Genomic DNA, 19,988 nt, shown 5'->3' with positions numbered 1-19,988 from the left:
CTGTCGCGCAACCGCCCGGCCCGGTCGGTTTCCCGCAAGCCGATAGCCACGGCCGTGCGATTGTAGCGGCTGATTCCGGAGCATTCGATGCCGCACAACACGCCGACGCTGGTCCTTGTCTACGAGCCGGAAAAGGCCTGTTTCGAACGGCTGGTGGCCGACGGCTATCCGACGGATCGCGCTTTGGAAATCTCGTCCTATCTGGCGCAGTCGACTGACCTTGCACCGGAGTTCAGCCGGCTTGCCGTAGCCTGCGAAAAGCGCGGCGTCGCTTTCAAATCCGTCGAACTGGACGATGCCGCGTCGATATTGGCTAAAGCCGATCCGGAAACGACGCTGATCTGGACGCTGACCGATGGCATCGCCTATTTCCGTGGCGGCGCGGCACCCGCGCTGGCGCGGCTGAATGGGCTGCGCACCATCGGCGCCGACGATGCGCTGTTTGCGCTCTGCCAGGACAAGCTCCGCTCCGGCGCCGTGCTCGGCGCGCTTGGCCTGCCGGCGCCGCAGGCGGGCCTGGCGCGCAATGGCCAATGGCTGATCGAGCCGCCGGCCTCGGCTGCCGGCTGGTTCGTCAAGCCCAACCGTCTCGGCGCCAAGATCGGCATCTGGCCGGATTCGCGCATCAGCGGTCTTGGCCACGCGCTGGAGCTTAGCCGGCGCGTCTTTTCCCATTATCGCGACGATGTCGTCGTTCAGCCCTATGTCGCGGGCCGCAACGTGCGTGCCAGTTTCCTCGGGCTCAGGCCGGACACCGGCATCGAGGCTTTGGGTATCTTCTTTGTCGATTCCGGCGATGATTTTCAGACCATGGCCGACTCGATGGCGCTCTATGGCGACACCGGTCAGGCGGCGAAGGATGCGGGCACCTATGTCGAGCCGGAACTTGAGCCGGTCGCCGCCAGCCAACCGAACGCTGACCGCAAGATCCGCACCATTGCGCAAAAGCTGATGAGCGGCCTTGGCCTGAGGGACGTCTTTTCCATCGATTTCAGGGTCGAGGCCGACGATACCGTCCATCTCATCGAGTTCGAGGTCTGCCCCGGCCTGCCCTGTTTCGATTTCCGCGACTATTGCCGCAAACAATGGGGCATGAGCCTTGCGGATGCGATGGCCGAGACCGCCGCCAATCGCCTGCTTGCCCCCCGCAGGCTTGCGCCGCAATAGCCGCGCCTTGGCCGTGCGGGCATGAGACCCGAGTCGAGGCAGTCGGCGACGTTCACGGGGTTGTGCAGAGGGCGAACCAAGGGGGCGCCGGGTCTGGCCACATTTTCAACACAAACTCCAGCGCAGTTGTGTTATACCGTTACACCGCGACCCCGACCTCACCCACCCATGGTCCAAGGAGATCAAAGGATGCGCCCTCTCCCTTCCTGGCAGCACTGCTCGTCGCAGCGCCGCTTCTGACCGGTACTGTTGCCCGGGCTGAAGACAAGCTGAATATCGTGGCGGCGGAGAATTTCTACGGCGATCTCGCCCGCCAGATCGGCGGCAGTCATGTCGCGGTGACCAGCATCCTGTCCAATCCCGACGATGATCCGCATCTCTTCGAGACCAGCCCGTCGACGGCTCGCACCATCGCCGATGCCAAGATCATCATTTACAACGGCGCCGACTACGATCCATGGATGGACAAGTTGCTATCGGCCTCTACCAAGCCGGACCGGACCACCATCGTGGCCGCCGACCTGATCGGCAAGAAGTCGGGCGACAATCCGCATCTTTGGTACAATCCGGCGACGCTTCCTGCAATCGCCAAGGCGCTCACCGCCGAGCTGTCGAAGCGCGATCCCGCCAATGCCGCGCATTACGAGGCAAATCTGAAGAAATTCCAGTCGTCGCTGGACGTCATCGACAAGGAAATCGCCGACGTCAAGAAAACCTACGCGGGGACGGAGGTGACTGCCACCGAGCCGGTGTTCGGCTACATGGCGGAAGCCCTTGGCCTCAAGATGCTGAACTACGACTTCCAGGTGGCGCTGATGAACGACGCGGAGCCAAGCGCCACGCAGGTGGCGGCGTTCGAGAACAGTCTGAAGGATGGTACGGCCAAGATCCTGTTCTACAATTCGCAGGTGACGGACGAGGCGACGACAAGGCTGCTCGACATCGCCAAGCAGAACAAGGTCACCATCATCGGCGTCACCGAGACAGAGCCGGCCGGCCAGACCCTCCAGACGTGGTTTGGCAGCCAACTCGACGCGGTGCAGAAGGCGCTCGCAGCCCGCACGCAATGAGCGCTGTCACATTCGACCAGGTTACGTTGACCTATGGGGGACGCCGGGTTCTTTCCGACGTCTCCTTTTCCGTTCCGCAAGGCGCCTTTGTCGGTCTTCTCGGCGCCAACGGCGCCGGCAAGACAACGATGCTGCGCGCAATTCTTGGCCTGATAAAGCCATCGGGCGGGGCCATCTCGGTGCTCGGCCGGCCGCCGACACGCGGCAATCCAGCGATTGGCTACATGCCGCAAGCGCGGCGCGCCCTGACCCATATGGGTATCAGTGGCCTCGACTTCGTGCTCACCGCCGCCGGCGGGCATCGCTGGGGTTGGCCAGTGGCTTCCATTGCCGAGAAGGAGGCCGCCTGGAAGGCGCTGGAAGAGGTCGGCGCGACCGACCTCGCCCGCCGCCCGCTGGCCGAACTTTCCGGCGGTGAGCGCCAGCGCATCCTGATTGCGCAGTCGCTGATCGGCGATCCGCGACTGCTATTGCTCGACGAGCCGCTGATCAGCCTCGACGCCGCGCACCAGCGCGCCATCATCGAGCTGGTGCACGAAGTCGGCCAGCGGCTTGGCATCGCGGTGCTGTTCTGCTCGCACGAGATCAACCCGTTGCTGCGCGCCGTCGATCGTGTGCTCTATCTCGGCAACGGCCAGGCCGCGATCGGCGGTGTCGACGAGGTCATCAACGGGCCGGTGCTGTCGAAACTCTATGGCACGCATATAAATGTGGTGCGGGTCGCCGGGCGGATCTTCGTCATGGCCGACGACGTCGAACTGGAAAGCGGGGCGCATGTCCACGATCTTTGACTATGAATTCATGCGCAATGCCTTCTATGCCTGCACGATCGTCGGCATCGTCGCCGGCGCGGTCGGCTATTTCCTCGTGCTGAGGGGTCAGACCTTCGCCGGCCACGCGCTGGCCCATGTCGGCTTTCCCGGCGCCACCGGCGCCGGACTGATCGGCCTGACGCCGTTTTTCGGTCTGACCATGTTCACCATAATCGCCGGCGTCGGCATCGGCCTGCTTGGCGAGCGCGCCCATCGCGACGTCGCCATCGGCATCGTGTTGACGCTGTCGCTCGGCCTTGGCCTTTTGTTCCTGCATTTCTATACCGCCTTCGCCTCGCAGGCGACGAATGTGCTGTTCGGCAACGTGCTCGGCATCAGCATCCGCACTGTCGTCGTGCTTGCCATACTGGCCGTAATTATCCTTGCCGCGCTGGTGCTGATTGCCCGGCCGCTGCTGTTCGCCAGCTTGCAGCCGGAACTCGCCGAAGCCAGAGGCGTGCCGCTCAACCTGGTGTCGACGCTGTTCATGATTATCGTCGCCGTCGCCACGGCGGAAGCGGTGCAGATCGTCGGCGTGCTGCTTGTCTTCGCGCTGATGGTAGCTCCGGCCGCGACCGCGCTTCGGCTGACGCGAGGCGTGCTCGCCGGCATCGGGGTTTCGATCGCGCTTGCCGTCGCCATTGCCTGGGTCAGCCTGTCGCTCGCCTTCCTCACCGACTGGCCGACAAGCTTCTGGATTACGGCATTGGGCGCCGCGGCCTATCTGCTAAGCGGCATGGCGCAACGCTCGCTGGCCAATGACTGAACTCACCAGGAACCAGAAGCTGGTGCTGGAGGCCATCTCCCAAGCCGGCAGGCCGGTCAGCGCCTATGACATACTCGACGATATCAGGCCGCATGGTATCCGCTCACCGATACAGGTCTACCGGGCGATCAAGAAACTCATCGACGATGGCAGCGTCCACAAGATCGAGAGTCTCAATGCATTCGTGCTGTGCGTCGGTCCGCACGCCCATGGCCGGGGAACAGCGATCCTGGCGATCTGCGAACGATGCGGCCGGGTCACCGAGTTCAGCGACGATGTCGTCGATCTGCGGCTGGCAGAGTGGGCGAGACGGAAAAATTTCCAAATCGGGCGGGCAAGTCTCGAATTCAGCGGACTATGCGCCGATTGCCTTGCCGGGCCGGCTGCGGTTCCTTGAAAATGACCTCGGGATTCTTCACGGAAGGAAGGGCCGTGCAGCGTTCCGCGAACGGTCGCCTTGCCGATTGACGCCTGGAAACGGTGGTTCAAACCGGTTTGCGCCGCCTTCGGTCAAAGGTGGCGGCGGGGGCAGTGGCGCAAGCACCGGAGGCTTGGCGGCAATTGCCGCTCCTCCAAGAAGAAGGCCAATCGCAATCAGCCAGCTGCCAAGGATGCGCGCGGCGATCGGAAACCAGCCATGCCAGAAGGCGTGCCCGCTGAGACCAATGGCAGCCAGGATCCACAAGGCGATAAGAGTGGCGATCATCGAAATTGCGGGATCATGCAAAGTGGGGTCGGTCAGCGTTGTGGCGACACCGAGCATGGCGCCGATCAACATGGCGGCAACGGGAAAAATCCATAGTCTTGCGCGCGCAGGCAGGATCAACGGCAGGCCGGCCGCAAGCGCCGAAACTGGCCCGGTCAGATAGAGATGCGTCGTCACGCCGGGGATGTCCGCCATGAGCGCGAGATACCAATCCCGAAAGACAATACCGAGCACGACGCCCAGGAGAAATGTTGCCAGTGCGACAACGACGTGGCGTCCGCGCGCCAGAGCAACCGCCACACCCAGTCCGGCAAGAGGCATGATCCGTTCCGCGGAAAGGCCGTTGTTGAGGATCCACCATTCCGTCACGGACCGGTCGGCTCGCGTCTTCAATACGAGAGCGCAGATCGCGGCAACCCCGACGAACGCCAGCAGCGGGCCGGACCAGCGCAGAGCCCCGGAGGTTTTTCGCTCGGTGCTTTTCTCAAGCGACAAGGAAATAGACGCCTCCAATCGCGATCAGCCCGCCCAGCGCTTGCGACAGCCGCCCGCCAAACGGCTTGCCCAGAACAAGCCCGACCCCGATGCCAAGAAGATGGATCAAGCCGGTGGCAATGACAAACCCGATCGCGTAGTCGGCCGGGTCAGCTGCGTTCGGCAGCTCCGCGCCATGGGCATGTCCATGGCAGATCGCAAACACAGCAATCAACAGCAAGGCAATCCATTCCGCCGGTCGCCAGGCGCATGCGATGGCAAGCCCCAGCGCGACGATGGAAAGTGCGATGCCGATTTCGACGCCGGGCAGTGGTATCCCGGCAATGCCGGCGATGCCGCCGAGAACCATGATCAGCGGGAATGCGACGGGCAGCGTCCATATTGATCGCCCGCCGATCTGGGCGCCCCACAAGCCGACGGCGAACATCGCCAGAAAGTGATCGAGACCAGTCAACGGATGTTCGAATCCGCTGCCAAATCCTCCCGATCCAGAGTGAATTATATGAGCTTGGACTGCCGTTGGCGTAGATATAAAAGCAAGACCGACGGCCAAATGATAGCCGAAGCGACTTGCCGGTCCAAAGGTGTCGCTACGGCCCCTTTGCCACCGCCTGCTCTCCTGACAGCCGATCAAACCACTCATGACCAAATCATTGCGGACAGAACTCCATGGATGGTGGGCAATGGATGGTTGGCACGCTATCTTCCTGGTCAGGTCCCCTCGACCAACACGATCTCGCCGTCAGCCACCTTCTGGCGGATGGCGACCGCGCGCTGGTATTCCGGCGAATGGTAGCAGTCATGCGCCGCGGCGAGCGATTCGAACTCGATGATGACATTGCGGGCGCGCCCAGGCCCTTCCGCCTTTTCATGCTCGCCACCGCGTGCCAGAAACTTCGCGCCGAAGCGCTCGAAGGCGGGCTTGGCGGCGGCGACATAGTCCTTGTAGCCCTCGGCATCGCACACATCGACGCGAGCGATCCAATATCCCTTTGGCATTCTTTTTCTCCTGCTTGTGTGGCCCGAACGAGAACCGGGACTTAGAGCGTTTCACCGTTCAACGGAAACGGTGAAACGCTCTAAGTCTTTGTTTTAACGCAATTCCGGGTGGAGGGTTACGGCGAAGTCGCCGAACTTAACCGCTCACACTTTTCCTGAAATTGCTCTAGGCGGACTGCATTTCGGCCAGGATCGCCTCCGCTGCGGCACGCCGGTCCGGCGCGGCCACGACGGGGCGGCCGACGACGAGATGGCTGGAGCCGTTACGGATCGCCTGGCCGGGCGCCACCACGCGCTTTTGGTCGCCATGATCGCTGCCGGTCGGCCGTATTCCCGGCGTGACCACCGCCATGTCAGGTCCGACGATGCGGCGCACCGCTTCCGCTTCCTCGGCTGAACAGACAACGCCGCCCATGCCGGCATGCAGCGCCTGTTCGGCGCGCCTCAGCACCAGCGTGTGCGGATCATATTCATAGCCGGCGTCGATCATGTCCTGCTCGTCCATCGACGTCAGCACACTGACCGCAAGCAGGCAGAGATCGCTGCCTTTGGCAGACTCCACCGCGGCCCGCATCGCCTTGGGATAGGCGTGGATGGTCAGCATGGTCATGCCCATGCGCACGATGTTCTCGACGCCCTTGGCCACCGTGTGGTCGATGTCGAGCAGCTTCATGTCGAGAAAAACTTTGGTCCCGCCGCTGGCAAGCTCGCGGGCGAAGTCGAGCCCGCTGGCGAAGGCGAGCTGGTAGCCGATCTTGTAGAAGGAGACGACGCCTTCGAGCTCGCGCACCGCCTGCTCGGCTTCCTTCAGCGTCGGCACGTCGAGACCAACGATCAACCTGTCGCGCATCGACTTGGCGCGCATCTCCGGCGGCCGGTTCATGCGCCGATCCTGGTCGACTTCATGCGCGAGGTTTCGATTAGCGTGCGGCATAGATGCTCCATCGATTTGGCCAGTCGTTCGTCCCTGAAATGTCCGCCGTCGTCAAAGGCATTGCCGCCTTCCGGCACCGAGCATTCCGGCGTCACCACCTCCATCTGGCAGCGCACCAGCACCGCGCGCAGATGGTTGATGCAGCGTATGCCGGCGAAAGCTCCGTTGGAAGATGAGCAGAGGCCGGCGACCTTGCCGTTGAGCGGCCTGAATGATCGGCTCCCATCCAGGCGCACGCGGCTTACCCAGTCGATCGTGTTCTTGAGCAGCGGCGGGATCGAGCCATTGTATTCGGGTGTCGCGATCAGCAGCCCGTCATGGGCGGCGATCATCCGGCCGAGCTTGACCGCATTTTCCGGGACGCCTTTTTCCTTTTCCAGGTCCTCGTCAAGGATCGGCAGCGGATAGTCACTGAGCGAGATGCGCGTCACCTCCGCGCCCCGCATGGCGAGTTCCTTCTGCGCCACGTCCGCGGTCTTGCCGCTGAAGGCGCCGCTGCGCACCGAGCCGGCGAAGATCAGGATTTTCGGGATCACTGCCATCGGCCACCCTTGTTACGGGACAGGTACAGCCAAGGGGCGTTCAAATCAACGGCTGGATAGGGGAGTAGGGGAGTAAGGGAGTAGGGGAGTAGGGCAGTAGGGCAGTAGGGCAGTAGGGCAGTAGGGGTATTCAGGGCATGGAGCTTTTCCATTCCTTTTCCCTACTCCCCTACTCCCCTACTGCCCTACTGCCTCCCTATTCCCCTCTCAATCTAATGCGCCGCGCGCCGATAGATCCACAGCTGCGTCGGCGGGATGTTGCGGAAGATGAAATCGAAATGCTCGACCGTATAGTCGCCGCGGCCGGCCGGGATCGGCGACAGCGGCCCATAGGTCAATTGCACGATCGGCCGCCCGGCGGGGATGCGGTCGAGCAGGCTTTCGACATAGGCGATGCGCTGGGCGACCGGGAAATTGAGCAGCGGCACGCCGGAGACGACCGAATCGAACACCATGTCGCGCTTCTCGCCGAGCGTGGCGTTGAGATTGAAGGCATCGCCCTCGATGACATTGACGCCGGGATAGAGGCCGCGCAGGTGGCGCACGAAATCCGTTGAATACTCGACCGCGTAGAGATTTTCCGGCTTCACGCCCTGGGCGAGGATGGCGCGGGTGATGACACCGGTGCCGGGGCCTACTTCAAGCACCGGAAGGCCCGACCGTGGGTTGACGATGGAGGCCATCTTGCGGGCGGTGATGGAACTGGTCGGAACGATCGAGCCGACCGTCTTTGGCTTGTCGATCCAGCCTTTGAAGAACTTCAGCTCGTCGTCGAACTTTTCCGCCAGCGCTTTGCGCAATCCGGGACCACGTGCCATCGCGAGCTCTCCTCAATGCTGCGCCCCGACCCGCTACTTAGCAGCTACCTGGGACAAGGCAAGGCGTCGACCTGGCATAAGATGTTGATGACGCTCGGGAAGCGCCCGTTCCGATGCCGGCCGCAAGATAGAAATACCGCAATCAGCGCTCGCCGAACGACTCGAAAAAGTCCTTCATGCGGGCGAAAAAGCCGCTCGACTGGGGCGAGTTGTCCTTCGAGGACAGCTGCTCGAACTCTTCCAGCAGCTCGCGCTGGCGGCGCGTCAGGTTCTGCGGCGTCTCGACCGCGGTCTGGATGTAGAGGTCGCCGACATTGGGCTGGCGCAAAACCGGCATGCCCTTGCCCTTCAGCCGGAACTGGCGGCCGTTCTGCGTGCCCTCGGTCACCTTCACCTTGGTCTGCGTGCCGTCGAGCGTGGTCACCTCGAACGACCCGCCCAGGGCTGCGGTCGTCATCGAGATCGGCACCTTGCAGTAAAGATCGGCGCCGTCGCGCTGGAAGAACTCGTGCGGCTTGACCGCCAGGAAGATGTAGAGATCGCCGGACGGGCCACCGCGCAGGCCGGCCTCACCCTCATTGGCAAGCCGGATGCGGGTGCCATCCTCGATGCCGGCCGGGATGTTGACCGACAGCGAGCGCTCCTCGGTGACGCGGCCCTGTCCGGCGCATTTCGGGCAAGGGTCCTTGATCGTCTGGCCGCGGCCCTGGCATTGCGGGCAGGTGCGTTCGATCGAGAAGAAGCCTTGCGTCGCACGCACCTTGCCATGGCCATGGCACATCGAGCAGGTCACCGGCTGCGTACCGGGCTTGGCGCCGCTGCCGGAGCATTCCGAGCAAGAGATGGAGGCCGGCACATGGATCTGCGCCGTCTTGCCGGCAAAGGCTTCCTCGAGCGTGATTTCCATATTGTAGCGCAGGTCGGCGCCGCGCTCGCGGCCGCCGGACGAACGGCGCTGGCGGCCGCCCATCATGTCGCCGAAAATATCCTCGAAGATATCGGCGAAGCCGCCGGCGCCAAAGCCGTGGGCTGCGCCATTCATGCCGCCCTGTTCGAAGGCGGCGTGGCCGAAACGGTCGTAGGCGGCGCGCTTCTGCGGGTCCTTCAGCGTCTCGTAAGCTTCGTTGATTTCCTTGAACTTATGCTCGCAGGCATTGTCGCCGGGGTTGCGGTCTGGATGGAACTGCATGGCGAGCTTGCGGAAAGCGCTCTTGAGTTCCTTCTCGTCGGCGCCTTTTTGCACGCCCAGCGTTTCGTAGAAATCAGCTTTCATTTTTTCCCGCTGTCCGGATGCTCAATGTCTTCAAGCATTGTTGGCGTCGTTTGCCGGCACTGGTTCGATTTAGGAGCGATGTTGTCCGGATACTAGTGGCGAGCCGAACTTGCCGCGTGTTTTTCCGTCACTTTTTTGGCTAAGGTTGCAAAAAAGCCCGGCCTTGCGCCGGGCTTTTCGCATTATGTCGCCGTCAGCCGGCTCAGGCCGACTTCTTCTTGTCGTCGTCTTCGTCGATTTCCTCGAAGTCGGCGTCGACCACGTCCGAATCCTTGGCGGCGTCCGCCTTGGCGTCGGCTTCGGCCGCTTCCTTCTGCGAGGCCTCGTACATGGCCTGGCCAAGCTTCATCGAAGCTTCGGCGAGCGACTGCGACTTGGCCTCGATATCGGCCGCGTCGTCGCCCTCGGTTGCGGTCTTCAGCGCGGCGATGGCGTCGGCGATCGCGGTGCGGTCAGCCTCCGAGACCTTGTCGCCATAGTCCTTCAGCGACTTCTCGGACGAATGCACCAGCGCCTCGGCTTGGTTACGGGCCTCGACGAGGGCACGGCGCTTCTTGTCCGTCTCGGCATTGGCCTCGGCGTCCTTCACCATCTTCTCGATGTCGGCGTCCGAAAGGCCACCCGAGGCCTGGATGCGGATCTGGTGCTCCTTGCCGGTGCCCTTGTCCTTGGCCGAGACGTTGACGATGCCGTTGGCGTCGATGTCGAAGGTGACCTCGATCTGCGGCACGCCGCGCGGCGCCGGCGGGATACCGACCAGGTCGAACTGGCCGAGCATCTTGTTGTCGGCCGCCATCTCGCGCTCGCCCTGGAAGACGCGGATGGTCACCGCGCTCTGCGAGTCCTCGGCGGTCGAGAACACCTGGCTCTTCTTGGTCGGGATCGTCGTGTTGCGCTCGATCAGCCTGGTGAACACGCCACCCAGCGTCTCGATGCCGAGCGACAGCGGCGTCACGTCGAGCAACAGCACGTCCTTGACGTCGCCCTGCAGCACGCCGGCCTGGATGGCGGCGCCGAGAGCGACAACTTCATCCGGGTTGACGCCCTTGTGCGGCTCCTTGCCGAAGAACTGCTTCACGATCTCCTGGATCTTGGGCATGCGGGTCATGCCGCCAACCAGGACCACTTCGTCGATCTCGGCTGCCTTGAGGCCGGCATCCTTGAGCGCTGCCTTGCAGGGCTCGATCGTGCGCTGGACAAGGTCGTCGACCAGGCTCTCGAACTTGGCCCGGGTCAGCTTCATCGTCAGGTGCTTCGGCCCAGTGGCGTCGGCGGTGATGAAGGGCAGGTTGATCTCGGTCTGCGTCGTCGACGACAGCTCGATCTTGGCCTTCTCGGCCGCTTCCTTCAGACGCTGCAGGGCGAGCTTGTCGTTCTTCAGGTCGATGCCCTGTTCCTTCTTGAACTCGGCCGCCAGATACTCGACCAGGCGCATGTCGAAGTCCTCGCCGCCGAGGAAGGTGTCGCCATTGGTCGACTTCACCTCGAAGACGCCATCGCCGATTTCGAGCACGGAGATGTCGAAGGTGCCGCCGCCAAGGTCATAGACGGCGATGGTCTTGCCTTCCTTCTTCTCAAGGCCGTAGGCAAGTGCCGCCGCCGTCGGCTCGTTGATGATGCGCAGCACTTCGAGGCCGGCGATCTTGCCGGCGTCCTTGGTCGCCTGGCGCTGGGCGTCGTTGAAATAGGCCGGAACGGTGATAACCGCCTTCTCCACCTTTTCGCCGAGATAGGCTTCCGCCGTTTCCTTCATCTTCTGCAGGATCATGGCCGAGATCTGGCTGGGCGAAAGCTTCTTGCCGCCGGCCTCGACCCAGGCGTCGCCATTGTCGCCCTTGACGATCTTGTAGGGGACAAGCTTCTTGTCCTTCTCCGTCACCGGATCGTCATAGCGGCGGCCGATCAGGCGCTTGACCGCGAAGATGGTGTTTTCTGGATTGGTGACCGCTTGGCGCTTGGCCGGCTGGCCGACGAGACGTTCGCCGTCGCCACTGATGGCGACAATGGAAGGCGTCGTGCGCGCGCCTTCCGCATTCTCGATCACCTTGGGATCCTTGCCATCCATGATGGCGATGCAGGAATTTGTGGTGCCGAGATCGATACCGATTACTTTTGCCATTGTTCTGGTCTCTCCTCTAAGCAGGCTCTCAGGACCCTGAAAAGGCGTTCCGACGAAAGCCCCTGTTCACTAGAAATACCGCCACGCTCCCCGCTTTTCGGGGGCGGACGGCTTGGCGCGTATATAAGAACAGGCAGCACGGGGCGCAAGCATTCTGCGCAACCTGTCCGCGATGCCTGTTCACTGTGGGGAAAACGCCTAAAATTGCGCATATCGCAGCCGGTTTACCGCCCGGAACGGCCGGATTTGCCGAATCCGGCCCCGGCAAAAACGTCGCAGCCACCCGGATCAAGGCCTGAACGCCTGCGCGCAAAGCGCCTGGAGCCTCGGAAAAATGTGCGTTCCGCCCGCTATGACCTGTGTTCCTTGGGCAAGCACGGTCTGCGGGTTGGCCTTAAGAACCATGCCGCCGGCTTCCTCGACCAGCAGCATGCCGGCCAGGCAATCCCAGGCGTTCATGTGCTCTTCGACATAGCCGAGCAGCCGGCCGGCGGCGGCATAGGCAAGCATCAGCGCGCCGGACGCGTTGCGGTAGAAGACGCCGCCTTCGGCCATGATGTTGCTGATCAGCACCGCGACATGCTCCGTCGATGCCCGGTTCGAAAGCCCGGTGCCGACCGAACCTTCGGAAAGTGAGCCGCCGCCGCTCGCCCGGATCGGCTTGCCATTGACGAAGGCGCCGCCGCCCAGGCGTCCGTAGAAAGTCTCGCCGGTCGACGGCTCGTGGATGACGCCGACCACCGTCTCGCCATCCCTGGCGCAGGCAATCACCACACACCAGGCCGGAATGGCGCGCACGAAATTGGCGGTGCCGTCGATCGGGTCGATCACCCAGACATGACCGGTCTTGCCGGTAACCGCCGCATGCTCCTCGCCGACAATGCCGTCATCCGGGTAGGCTTGTCCAATCGCCGCGCGGATGAACAGCTCGACCTCGCGGTCGCCGTCGGAGACCAGGTCCTGATGGCCCTTGCTCTCGATGGTCAGATTGTCGAGGTCGCGAAAATATTTCAGTCCGAGCTCGCCAGCGCGCCGTGCCAGGTCGATGGCGAAATGCATGCGGTCGTCGAGATCATGGGTCACGGACAAGGCTCGCGTCAGAGTAATTCCAGGAAAAGTGCGAAGCGGCTTTCCGCCAGGAATTGCATTAAAGGAGGACGCGTGCCTTTAGCAGAGGAAGATGTCGGACAAAAGCTGCCGCTGTCAGGCGGCCTGCGACAGTGATTTGTGGACGTCGGCCAGAATCTCGAAGGAGCGCAGCCGCGCCGTATGGTCGAAGATCTGCGCCGTCACCATCAACTCGTCAGCGCCGGTGCGGCGCACGAAGGCGTCGATGCCCTGGCGCACCGTTTCGGGCGATCCGACAACGGCGCAGGACAGCGCTTGAGAGAGCATGGTCTTCGCCATCGGATCGAGGTCGCGGCCGTAGTCTTCGACCGGCGGCGGCAATTGGCCGGGCCGGCCACTGCGCAAATTGACGAAAGCCTGCTGCAGGGAGGTGAACAACAGCTTTGCCTCGGCATCGGTCGGAGCGGCAAAGACGTTGAGGCCGAGCATGACATGCGGCTTGTCGAGCTGCGCGGAGGGCTGGAAGCGCGTGCGGTAGACCTCCAGCGCATGATCGAGCTCGGCCGGCGCGAAATGCGAGGCAAAGGCATAGGGCAGGCCAAGCAGCGCCGCGAGCTGCGCGCCGTAAAGGCTGGAGCCGAGGATCCAGACCGGTACCTGCTGGCCTTCGCCGGGCACGGCGCGGATGCGCTGGCCGTCCTCGGCCGGCTGGAAATAGCCCATCAGCTCGACCACGTCCTGCGGGAAATTGTCGGTGGACTCCAGGTTGCGGCGCAGCGCCCGCGCGGTCAGCATGTCGGTGCCCGGCGCGCGGCCGAGGCCGAGGTCGATGCGTCCGGGGAAAAGTGCGGCCAGCGTGCCGAACTGCTCGGCGATGACCAGCGGCGCGTGGTTGGGCAGCATGACGCCGCCGGCGCCGACGCGGATCGTCTTGGTGCCGCCGGCGACATGGGCAATCACTACGGACGTCGCCGCGCTCGCAATGCCCGGCATGTTGTGGTGTTCGGCCAGCCAGTAGCGCGAAAAACCCAGCCGCTCGGCGTGGCGGGCAAGGTCGAGCGAATTGGCAAGCGATTGCGAAGCGGTGCTGCCTTGGGTGATCGGCGACAGGTCAAGGACCGAAAGGGCTGTCATGATCAAGTCTCCACGATGTGTTTTTCGCGCAGCTTCGCCTCGAAGGCGGCGCGGTCCGGAATGAGGATGGCGAGCTGCTTTTCCAGCACGTCGGCGAGTTCGGTCGCGGTGGCGATTTCGTGCTGCTCGCTGCGGCCGCCTATGTGGTGGATCGACAGCCGGTTGTTGCGCAGCGCGTAGCGTTTGTCGGGCAAGGCGCGGGCGGCGACCAGCGTCGAAAGAAAATGCGAACTCGGATGCGTCGACAGGAAATGGCTGGCGACCCGGTAATCGACCTCGTAGGCCTCTTGCAGGTCGAAGCGGTAGAGCGTGCGCCAACTATCACCGATATTGGTACCGCCGATATTGGCTTGCAGACGAAAATCATCCTGCGCGCCGACGATGCGGAAAGCTTCGTGCGGCGTCTGCTGTTCGAGGTCTGGCTGCAGAAGCAGCGGCGCCGTCAGCGTCAGTCCGCCGAAGCCGACATCGGCGATCCAGCTGCGACCTTCAAGCTCGATGCGCAGCAGCATGTGGCTGCGCGCGGTGATGGCGTCGTCCGGCTGGCCCCAGAGCACACGCGCCGCAAGGCCGCTTACGCTGAAACCCAGCGCCCTCAGCGCATGCATGAGGATCAGATTATGCTCGAAGCAATAGCCGCCGCGGCCCTGGCCAAAAACCTTGTCCTGCAGCGAAGCGACATCGAGCCCGACCGAAACACCCGTCAGCGCATCGATGTTCTCGAACGGGATCGCCCGCGGATGGATGGCGTGCAATGCCTGCAGCGTTGCAAGCGAGGCATCCCTCGGCCCGCTATGGCCGATGCGGGCGAAATAGGCATCGAGATCGAATTCATTCATCAAGGGCGGGCCCGGCGTGACCGGTCCGATATAGGCATGCGCCATGGCCACCGCAAACAGGCGACCGGACATCGCGTTGGGCCAGACGAAAGCAATTCCAGGAAAAGTGTGAAGCGGTTTTCCGTCCGGAATTGAGTCAACAGAAGATAGAGCATTCCGCCGTTCGGTGAAACGGCGGAATGTTCTAAGTAGCAGTCTTATGGTTTTGCTCGCCCGTCTCGTCGTCGACGGCGAAGCTCTGCTGCGCCGCAAGGAAATTGCCGACATGGCTCAAGCCGTCGAAGTGATCGCAGAACACCTTGACCACCACCAGCAGCGGCACCGCCATGAGCGCGCCGACGAAGCCCCACAGCCATGACCAGAAGGCGATGGCGATGAAGATCGCCACCGCATTGATCTCGAGGCGCCGGCCGACCACCATCGGCGTCACGAACTGGCCCTCGACGATGTCGCATAAAAGCACGAAGGCCGGCGCCAGAAGCGCGTAGGAGATCGTATCGAAGCTGATCAGGGCGATAATCGTGACGAGCAGGATGGTTATCAGCGCGCCGACATAGGGCAGGAAGTTGAGCAGCGCGGCGGCAGCGCCCCAGACCAGCGGATTGGGCATGCCGAGCCCCCATAGCCCGAGCCCGATCACCGTGCCGAGACCCGCATTGATGAGCGCGACGGTAAGCAGATAGTGCGAGATCTCGCGCTCGACGTCATAGACGACGCGCAACGCCCGCTTCTTCTGCGTAAGGCTGGTGAAGGACTGGACGATCTTCTCATAAAACAGCGTGCCTGAAGCAAGCAGGAACAGCGACAGCACAAAGACGATGGTGATCGATGTGCCGGCCTCCAGAATGTTGCCGGCGGCTGTCGACAGAATGCCCGATGGCGCCACCGCGACCTTCTGCATGCCCGGTTCCTGGGCGGTCTCGGTCAGCCCTTCCAGCTGATGGGCAACATCCATGATTTTGGTGAGCGGCCGCTGAAAATGCGCCAGCCGTTCGGTGAGCTGCTGGCCGATCGACGACGTGTTGTTGATGAGGTCGATGATCGGCCCGCTGAGCAGGTAGCCCGCGCTGGCGAAGACGAAGACCGACAGCAGGACCAGCAATGTCGCGGAAACCACTTCCGGAATCCCGCGTTTGCGCAAAAGGCGCACGATGGGGGTCAGCGTCAGCGCCAGCAGGAAGGCCAGGATCACCGGCATGAAGAAGTCGCGCGCGAGATAAAGCGCGGCGATCGTCATCAGGATGAAGATGCCGATCAGCAGCGAGCGCACCAGCCGCATGTCCGCCCAGGCGCGCACGCGCGGGTCGGGGCTTTCGACGGTCACGCCTGGCGCGATCGGTTCGGCTTTCATGGGCACCCCTCGAGCCGACGTCCCTCCACGCGGCAATTGCCTGCACAAACGCGCAGTTAAGGCCGGAGGTTCCATGAGCCGGCTATCGGAGACGCTCGCTGAACGGGTCTTTCGGAAACCGCTCGAAATTTCAGCCGTGTCTTCGAAATATTACATGGCATGTAATTGAGGCGATGCCTTCAGCGGGTCTAACACATGCGGACTTTCGCGATGCCAGCAAGGAAAGCGTCCGCTTAACACTGCTTTTGCAACGCGAAGGATGCACGCGATCAGAAATCGATCTTAGAAAGGACGTTACAATGCCGAGATTCAACCTTCAGACGATCGAATCGGCGCCGGAGAAATCCAAGGCAACATTGAAAGCATTGGAAGAGAGATTTGGCTTCCTGCCGAATGTCATGGCGACGATGGCGAACAATCCGGTGCTTCTCAATGGGTTTGCCGCCACCTTTGGCAGCTTCCACGGCGGCAGCCTCGACGAGATCGAAAAGCAGGTCCTGCTGCTGACGAATGCGGTCACCCTCAAATGCCCCTGGACCGTTGCCGCCCATTCGACATTTGCCATCGAAGACGGCATTGCCGAAAGCGAAGTCCACGCGATCCGTGAAGGCCGGTTGCCGAGAGATCCGAAATATGCGGCACTCTCGGCGCTGACCAAGGCGCTGCTCGAGAAGAGGGGAAATGTGAGCGATGCCGACATCGATGCGTTTACGTCGGCGGGCTATTCAAAGGCCCAGATCCTGGAAGTCGTGACCGGTGTCGGCATTTCCACCATGGCGGCGACCACCACCAACATGGCCGGCACGCCGATCGAGCAACGCTTCCAGCCTCAGGCGTGGGCCGCGGCGGCCTGACACTCAATCGACATCGCACGGACCGGCCATCCGTGCGGTGTCGGCACTAAGGGTCGCCATGTATGGTGCCGTTGTTGCGAGGACATGATTTATGAAATCGCCGGTTCTCAAGTCCAGCACGGCGCCGAATCTGGGTGTGCTCCTGCGCTACTGGCGTGATTTGCGCGGCAGAAGCCAACTCGATCTATCCTTCGATGCCGGCATTTCGCAAAAGCAGATCAGCTTCGTCGAAAGCGGCCGCAGCGTTCCAGGCCGCCAGACCTTGATGGCCATCGCCCAGGCGCTCGATATCCCCTTGCGCGACCGCAATGCGTTGCTTTTGGCGGCAGGCTACGCACCGATGTTTTCCGAGAATGCGTGGGACTCCGTGGAAATGACGGCCGTGACCAATGCGCTGAACCGTATGTTGCGCCAGCACGAACCCTTTCCGGCCCTGGTCATGGATCGCTATTGGAACGTGCTCATGACCAACCAATCCACGCCGCGCTTCTTTGGTCGGTTCATCGATATGCAAGCCCGCCAGGGGCCGCGCAACATGCTGCACCTGATGTTCGACCCTCAGGGCATGCGACCGTTCATCGCCAATTGGCACGATGTGGCGAGGAGCTTGTTCGAGCGCGTCTATCGCGAATCCATCGGCCGCGTCGTCGACCGGAAGACCAAGGACTTGCTGGCGGAGTTGCTCGCCTATCCGGACGTGAAAAGCGAATGGAAGAACCCTGTGGCGATCGGCTTCATGCCCGCCATCCCAATTGGTTTCATCAAGGACGACCGGGTCCTCAACTACTTCTCGATGGTCACCACCGTTGGTACCCCCCAAACCGTCGCCGCGCAGGAACTGCGCATCGAGTGCCTGTTCCCGGCGGACGAGGCGACCGAGGCCCATCATGCCGAGATGATGGGGATAACGGGCTGACGTAAAACGGCGCTGCCCGCTCTCTTTATGCGGCCGGCGCGGCTATTTGCGCCTTGGCCATCTCCTTGCGCACGATCGGCGCCACCTTGGTGCCGTAGAGCTCGATCGCCTTCATGATCTTGGCATGCGGCATCGTCCCGATCGCCATCTGCAACAGGAAGCGGTCATTGTTGAAGATCTTGTGCTGGGCGACGATCTTTTCCGCCACAGCTTCAGGATTGCCGACGAACAGCGCGCCGTTCGGGCCGCGCGACTGGTCAAAATGCGCCCGCGACGTAGGACCCCAACCGCGCTCGCGACCGATGCGGTTCATCACTTCGGCCTGCGGTCCGTAGAAATCGTCGGCCGCCTGCTCGGTCGTTTCGGCGATGAAGCCATGCACGTTGATGCTGGTGGCGAGCGAGGCAGTATCTGTGCCGGCCCGCTTTGCCGCCTCGCGATAGATATCGAACAAAGGCGCGAAGCGCGCCGGCTCGCCGCCGATGATGGCCAAAGCCAGCGGCAGGCCGAGCACCCCGGCGCGGGCCGCGGATTGCGGCGTTCCGCCGATCGCGATCCAGATCGGCAGCTTCTCCTGGAATGGGCGCGGATATACGCCGCGGCCGTTGATCGGCGCGCGCAGCTTGCCCTGCCACGTCACCTTCACCTGATCGCGGATGGCCAAGAGCAGCTCGAGCTTTTCGGCGAACAGCTCGTCATAGTCTTCGAGATTGTAGCCGAACAGCGGAAAGGATTCGATGAAGGAGCCGCGCCCGGCCATGATCTCGGCGCGGCCGTTGGAGAGCAGATCGAGCGTCGCGAACTGCTGGAAGACGCGCACCGGGTCGTCGGAGGAAAGCACGGTGACCGCGCTGGTGAGCCTGATGTTCTTGGTCCGCTCGGCCGCCGCCGCCAACGCCACCGCCGGCGTCGACGCGGCATAGTCGGGGCGGTGATGCTCCCCAAGGCCGAAGACGTCGAGGCCGACCTGGTCGGCCAGTTCGATCTCCTCGATCAGGTTGCGCAGCCGTTCATGCGGGCCGACAGCGCCGGGGCCCGATTCGGGGCTGACATCGGCGAAAGTGTAGAGACCGAGTTCCATTGTTGTCTTCCTGAAATATCTCTGGCGTATCAATCGGCGCTAGAGGTAGCGATCGCCCGGCTTCGCCGCCAGAGGCGCGATCTGTGAACGGTGCATCGCCTCGCAACGTAGCCTTGCGGCAACAGCGCAGATTTTCATGGCTGGCATACCGTTTTGGCGCTTGAACTCGCCGCTTTCGCGCGTATGTAAGCGTCGCGAATAGACTGCAAGGAAGTGGACTTGGCTATCTACAGGGAAAAAGACATTTTCGAGCGGCGCAATGCCGCGAACGAGGCAAAGAAGGCGCTTCTGGAGCGCTTCAAGGCAAAGCCGGCGGCGGATGATCCCGCCGTTCAGGCCAAGCAGGCCGAACGCAAGGCGATTCTCGAGGCCCGCGCGATCCGCGAGGCCGAGAAGGCAAGGCTGAAGCAGGAAAAGCTGGCGCGCGAAGCCGTTGAAAGGGCCGAGCGCGAAGCTGCTGCAGAAGCAGCGCGTGTCGCTGCCGAAGAGGCGGCGCAGGCCGAGGCGAAGATCCGGGAAGCCGAAGAGACCGAGCGCATTGCGCGCCTCCTCTCCGACGAAGCCGAACGCAAAGCCAAGCGCGACGCGCGTTATGCGGCGCGCAAGGCGCGCACCGGCAGGGCGCCTCCGGGCTTCTCGGCCCGCTAACAGCCGGGTTTCGTTTGAATACTGTTCAGGGTCGCCCAAAGCGGCCCTGAACGCGTTTGTCTTGTGTCAGGCGACGAGCTTCAGCCCGACAATGCCGCAGACGATCAGGCCGATGCAGGCGAACCGCACCGCGGTCGCCGGTTCGCCCAGCAGCCAGATGCCGAGCATGGCGGTGCCGACGGTGCCGATGCCGGTCCACACGGCATAAGCGGTGCCGACGGGCAGCGTCTTCAGCGCCAGGCCGAGCAGGCCAAGGCTGATGACCATCGAGACGACCGTAAGCACGGTCGGCAGCGGTTTCGAGAAGCCGTCCGTATATTTGAGGCCGATCGCCCAGCCGATCTCGAACAGGCCGGCAAAGGAAAGAAAAATCCAGGACATCGCAAACTCCGTCGC

22 protein-coding genes are annotated in these 19,988 nt (G+C 62.8%); 8 read left to right on the top strand and 14 right to left on the bottom strand.

Annotated elements, in window-relative coordinates; genetic code table 11:
• The first annotated feature begins 87 nt into the window (after positions 1–87).
• The 5 genes from ACVDG8_RS19310 to ACVDG8_RS19290 all read left to right on the top strand — a co-directional run bounded on the left by ACVDG8_RS19310 (position 88) and on the right by ACVDG8_RS19290 (position 4,212).
• Complete coding sequence (locus tag ACVDG8_RS19310) at positions 88–1,167, top strand: D-alanine:D-lactate ligase-like protein (RefSeq protein WP_447256110.1); 1,080 nt, start codon at positions 88–90, stop codon at positions 1,165–1,167.
• A gap of 278 nt (positions 1,168–1,445) precedes the next feature.
• On the top strand, positions 1,446–2,237 hold the full coding sequence (locus ACVDG8_RS19305; protein ID WP_455707172.1) for a metal ABC transporter solute-binding protein, Zn/Mn family: 792 nt from the start codon (positions 1,446–1,448) through the stop codon (positions 2,235–2,237).
• Positions 2,234–3,028, top strand: coding sequence for a metal ABC transporter ATP-binding protein (locus ACVDG8_RS19300; RefSeq protein WP_447256108.1), 795 nt, complete (start codon positions 2,234–2,236; stop codon positions 3,026–3,028). Before ACVDG8_RS19305 ends, ACVDG8_RS19300 begins: the two co-directional genes overlap by 4 nt.
• Positions 3,012–3,815 carry a metal ABC transporter permease gene (locus ACVDG8_RS19295; protein ID WP_447256107.1) on the top strand — a complete coding sequence of 268 codons (804 nt, stop codon included), beginning with the start codon at positions 3,012–3,014 and terminating at the stop codon, positions 3,813–3,815. The genes ACVDG8_RS19300 and ACVDG8_RS19295 overlap by 17 nt, the downstream gene beginning before the upstream one ends.
• Positions 3,808–4,212 carry a Fur family transcriptional regulator gene (locus ACVDG8_RS19290; RefSeq protein WP_447256106.1) on the top strand — a complete coding sequence of 135 codons (405 nt, stop codon included), beginning with the start codon at positions 3,808–3,810 and terminating at the stop codon, positions 4,210–4,212. The genes ACVDG8_RS19295 and ACVDG8_RS19290 overlap by 8 nt, the downstream gene beginning before the upstream one ends.
• 18 nt (positions 4,213–4,230) lie before the next feature.
• Here the strand turns inward: ACVDG8_RS19290 and ACVDG8_RS19285 are convergent, their stop codons facing one another.
• The 12 genes from ACVDG8_RS19285 to ACVDG8_RS19230 form a co-directional block, all read right to left on the bottom strand.
• A complete protein-coding gene (locus tag ACVDG8_RS19285) occupies positions 4,231–5,016 on the bottom strand; it encodes a hypothetical protein (RefSeq protein ID WP_447256105.1) in 786 nt (261 codons plus the stop codon).
• Positions 5,006–5,659, bottom strand: a complete 654-nt coding sequence (locus ACVDG8_RS19280; protein WP_447256104.1) for a HupE/UreJ family protein — start codon at positions 5,657–5,659, stop codon at positions 5,006–5,008. The genes ACVDG8_RS19285 and ACVDG8_RS19280 overlap by 11 nt, the downstream gene beginning before the upstream one ends.
• A gap of 68 nt (positions 5,660–5,727) precedes the next feature.
• Entirely contained in the window at positions 5,728–6,015 is a 288-nt protein-coding gene (locus tag ACVDG8_RS19275) for a DUF1330 domain-containing protein (protein WP_447256103.1), read from the bottom strand.
• A gap of 166 nt (positions 6,016–6,181) precedes the next feature.
• A complete protein-coding gene (gene pyrF, locus ACVDG8_RS19270) occupies positions 6,182–6,880 on the bottom strand; it encodes an orotidine-5'-phosphate decarboxylase (protein ID WP_447257386.1) in 699 nt (232 codons plus the stop codon).
• Positions 6,881–6,894: 14 nt separating this feature from the next.
• A complete protein-coding gene (locus tag ACVDG8_RS19265; RefSeq protein ID WP_447256102.1) occupies positions 6,895–7,491 on the bottom strand; it encodes an NADPH-dependent FMN reductase in 597 nt (198 codons plus the stop codon).
• A 212-nt stretch (positions 7,492–7,703) separates the two neighbouring features.
• On the bottom strand, positions 7,704–8,309 hold the full coding sequence (gene pmtA / locus ACVDG8_RS19260; RefSeq protein WP_447256101.1) for a phospholipid N-methyltransferase PmtA: 606 nt from the start codon (positions 8,307–8,309) through the stop codon (positions 7,704–7,706).
• A gap of 142 nt (positions 8,310–8,451) precedes the next feature.
• Entirely contained in the window at positions 8,452–9,582 is a 1,131-nt protein-coding gene (gene dnaJ / locus ACVDG8_RS19255) for a molecular chaperone DnaJ (protein WP_447256100.1), read from the bottom strand.
• Between the two features lie 202 nt (positions 9,583–9,784).
• A complete protein-coding gene (gene dnaK, locus ACVDG8_RS19250) occupies positions 9,785–11,701 on the bottom strand; it encodes a molecular chaperone DnaK (protein WP_455707171.1) in 1,917 nt (638 codons plus the stop codon).
• A 288-nt stretch (positions 11,702–11,989) separates the two neighbouring features.
• Positions 11,990–12,784 (bottom strand): inositol monophosphatase family protein, encoded by a 795-nt coding sequence (locus tag ACVDG8_RS19245; RefSeq protein ID WP_447256098.1) that lies wholly within the window; start codon positions 12,782–12,784, stop codon positions 11,990–11,992.
• 120 nt (positions 12,785–12,904) lie between these two features.
• Positions 12,905–13,903 (bottom strand): LLM class flavin-dependent oxidoreductase, encoded by a 999-nt coding sequence (locus ACVDG8_RS19240; RefSeq protein ID WP_447256097.1) that lies wholly within the window; start codon positions 13,901–13,903, stop codon positions 12,905–12,907.
• A 2-nt stretch (positions 13,904–13,905) separates the two neighbouring features.
• Positions 13,906–14,814, bottom strand: coding sequence for an arylamine N-acetyltransferase family protein (locus ACVDG8_RS19235; protein WP_447256096.1), 909 nt, complete (start codon positions 14,812–14,814; stop codon positions 13,906–13,908).
• Between the two features lie 112 nt (positions 14,815–14,926).
• The gene (locus tag ACVDG8_RS19230; protein WP_447256095.1) at positions 14,927–16,093 is read right to left on the bottom strand and encodes an AI-2E family transporter; all 1,167 of its coding nucleotides are present in this window, start codon (positions 16,091–16,093) and stop codon (positions 14,927–14,929) included.
• A 299-nt stretch (positions 16,094–16,392) separates the two neighbouring features.
• On the opposite strand from ACVDG8_RS19230, the gene ACVDG8_RS19225 reads away from it, so the two are divergent.
• The gene (locus ACVDG8_RS19225; RefSeq protein ID WP_447256094.1) at positions 16,393–16,947 is read left to right on the top strand and encodes a carboxymuconolactone decarboxylase family protein; all 555 of its coding nucleotides are present in this window, start codon (positions 16,393–16,395) and stop codon (positions 16,945–16,947) included.
• 91 nt (positions 16,948–17,038) lie between these two features.
• A complete protein-coding gene (locus tag ACVDG8_RS19220) occupies positions 17,039–17,863 on the top strand; it encodes a helix-turn-helix domain-containing protein (protein ID WP_447256093.1) in 825 nt (274 codons plus the stop codon).
• 25 nt (positions 17,864–17,888) lie between these two features.
• Here ACVDG8_RS19220 and ACVDG8_RS19215 read toward each other — a convergent pair whose 3' ends face one another.
• Positions 17,889–18,944, bottom strand: a complete 1,056-nt coding sequence (locus tag ACVDG8_RS19215) for an LLM class flavin-dependent oxidoreductase (RefSeq protein ID WP_447256092.1) — start codon at positions 18,942–18,944, stop codon at positions 17,889–17,891.
• Between the two features lie 219 nt (positions 18,945–19,163).
• Here ACVDG8_RS19215 and ACVDG8_RS19210 point away from each other — a divergent pair, with 219 nt between their 5' ends.
• Positions 19,164–19,592: a DUF6481 family protein gene (locus ACVDG8_RS19210; protein ID WP_447256091.1), complete on the top strand. Its 429-nt coding sequence runs from the start codon at positions 19,164–19,166 to the stop codon at positions 19,590–19,592.
• Between the two features lie 66 nt (positions 19,593–19,658).
• On the opposite strand, the gene sugE is transcribed toward ACVDG8_RS19210, so the two are convergent.
• Entirely contained in the window at positions 19,659–19,973 is a 315-nt protein-coding gene (gene sugE, locus ACVDG8_RS19205; protein WP_447256090.1) for a quaternary ammonium compound efflux SMR transporter SugE, read from the bottom strand.
• Positions 19,974–19,988: the final 15 nt, after the last annotated feature.

Source organism: Mesorhizobium sp. ORM8.1 (assembly GCF_053005525.2).
The sequence above is the reverse complement of the archived record's forward strand: the minus strand, read 5'-3'. Positions and strand labels throughout refer to the sequence as shown.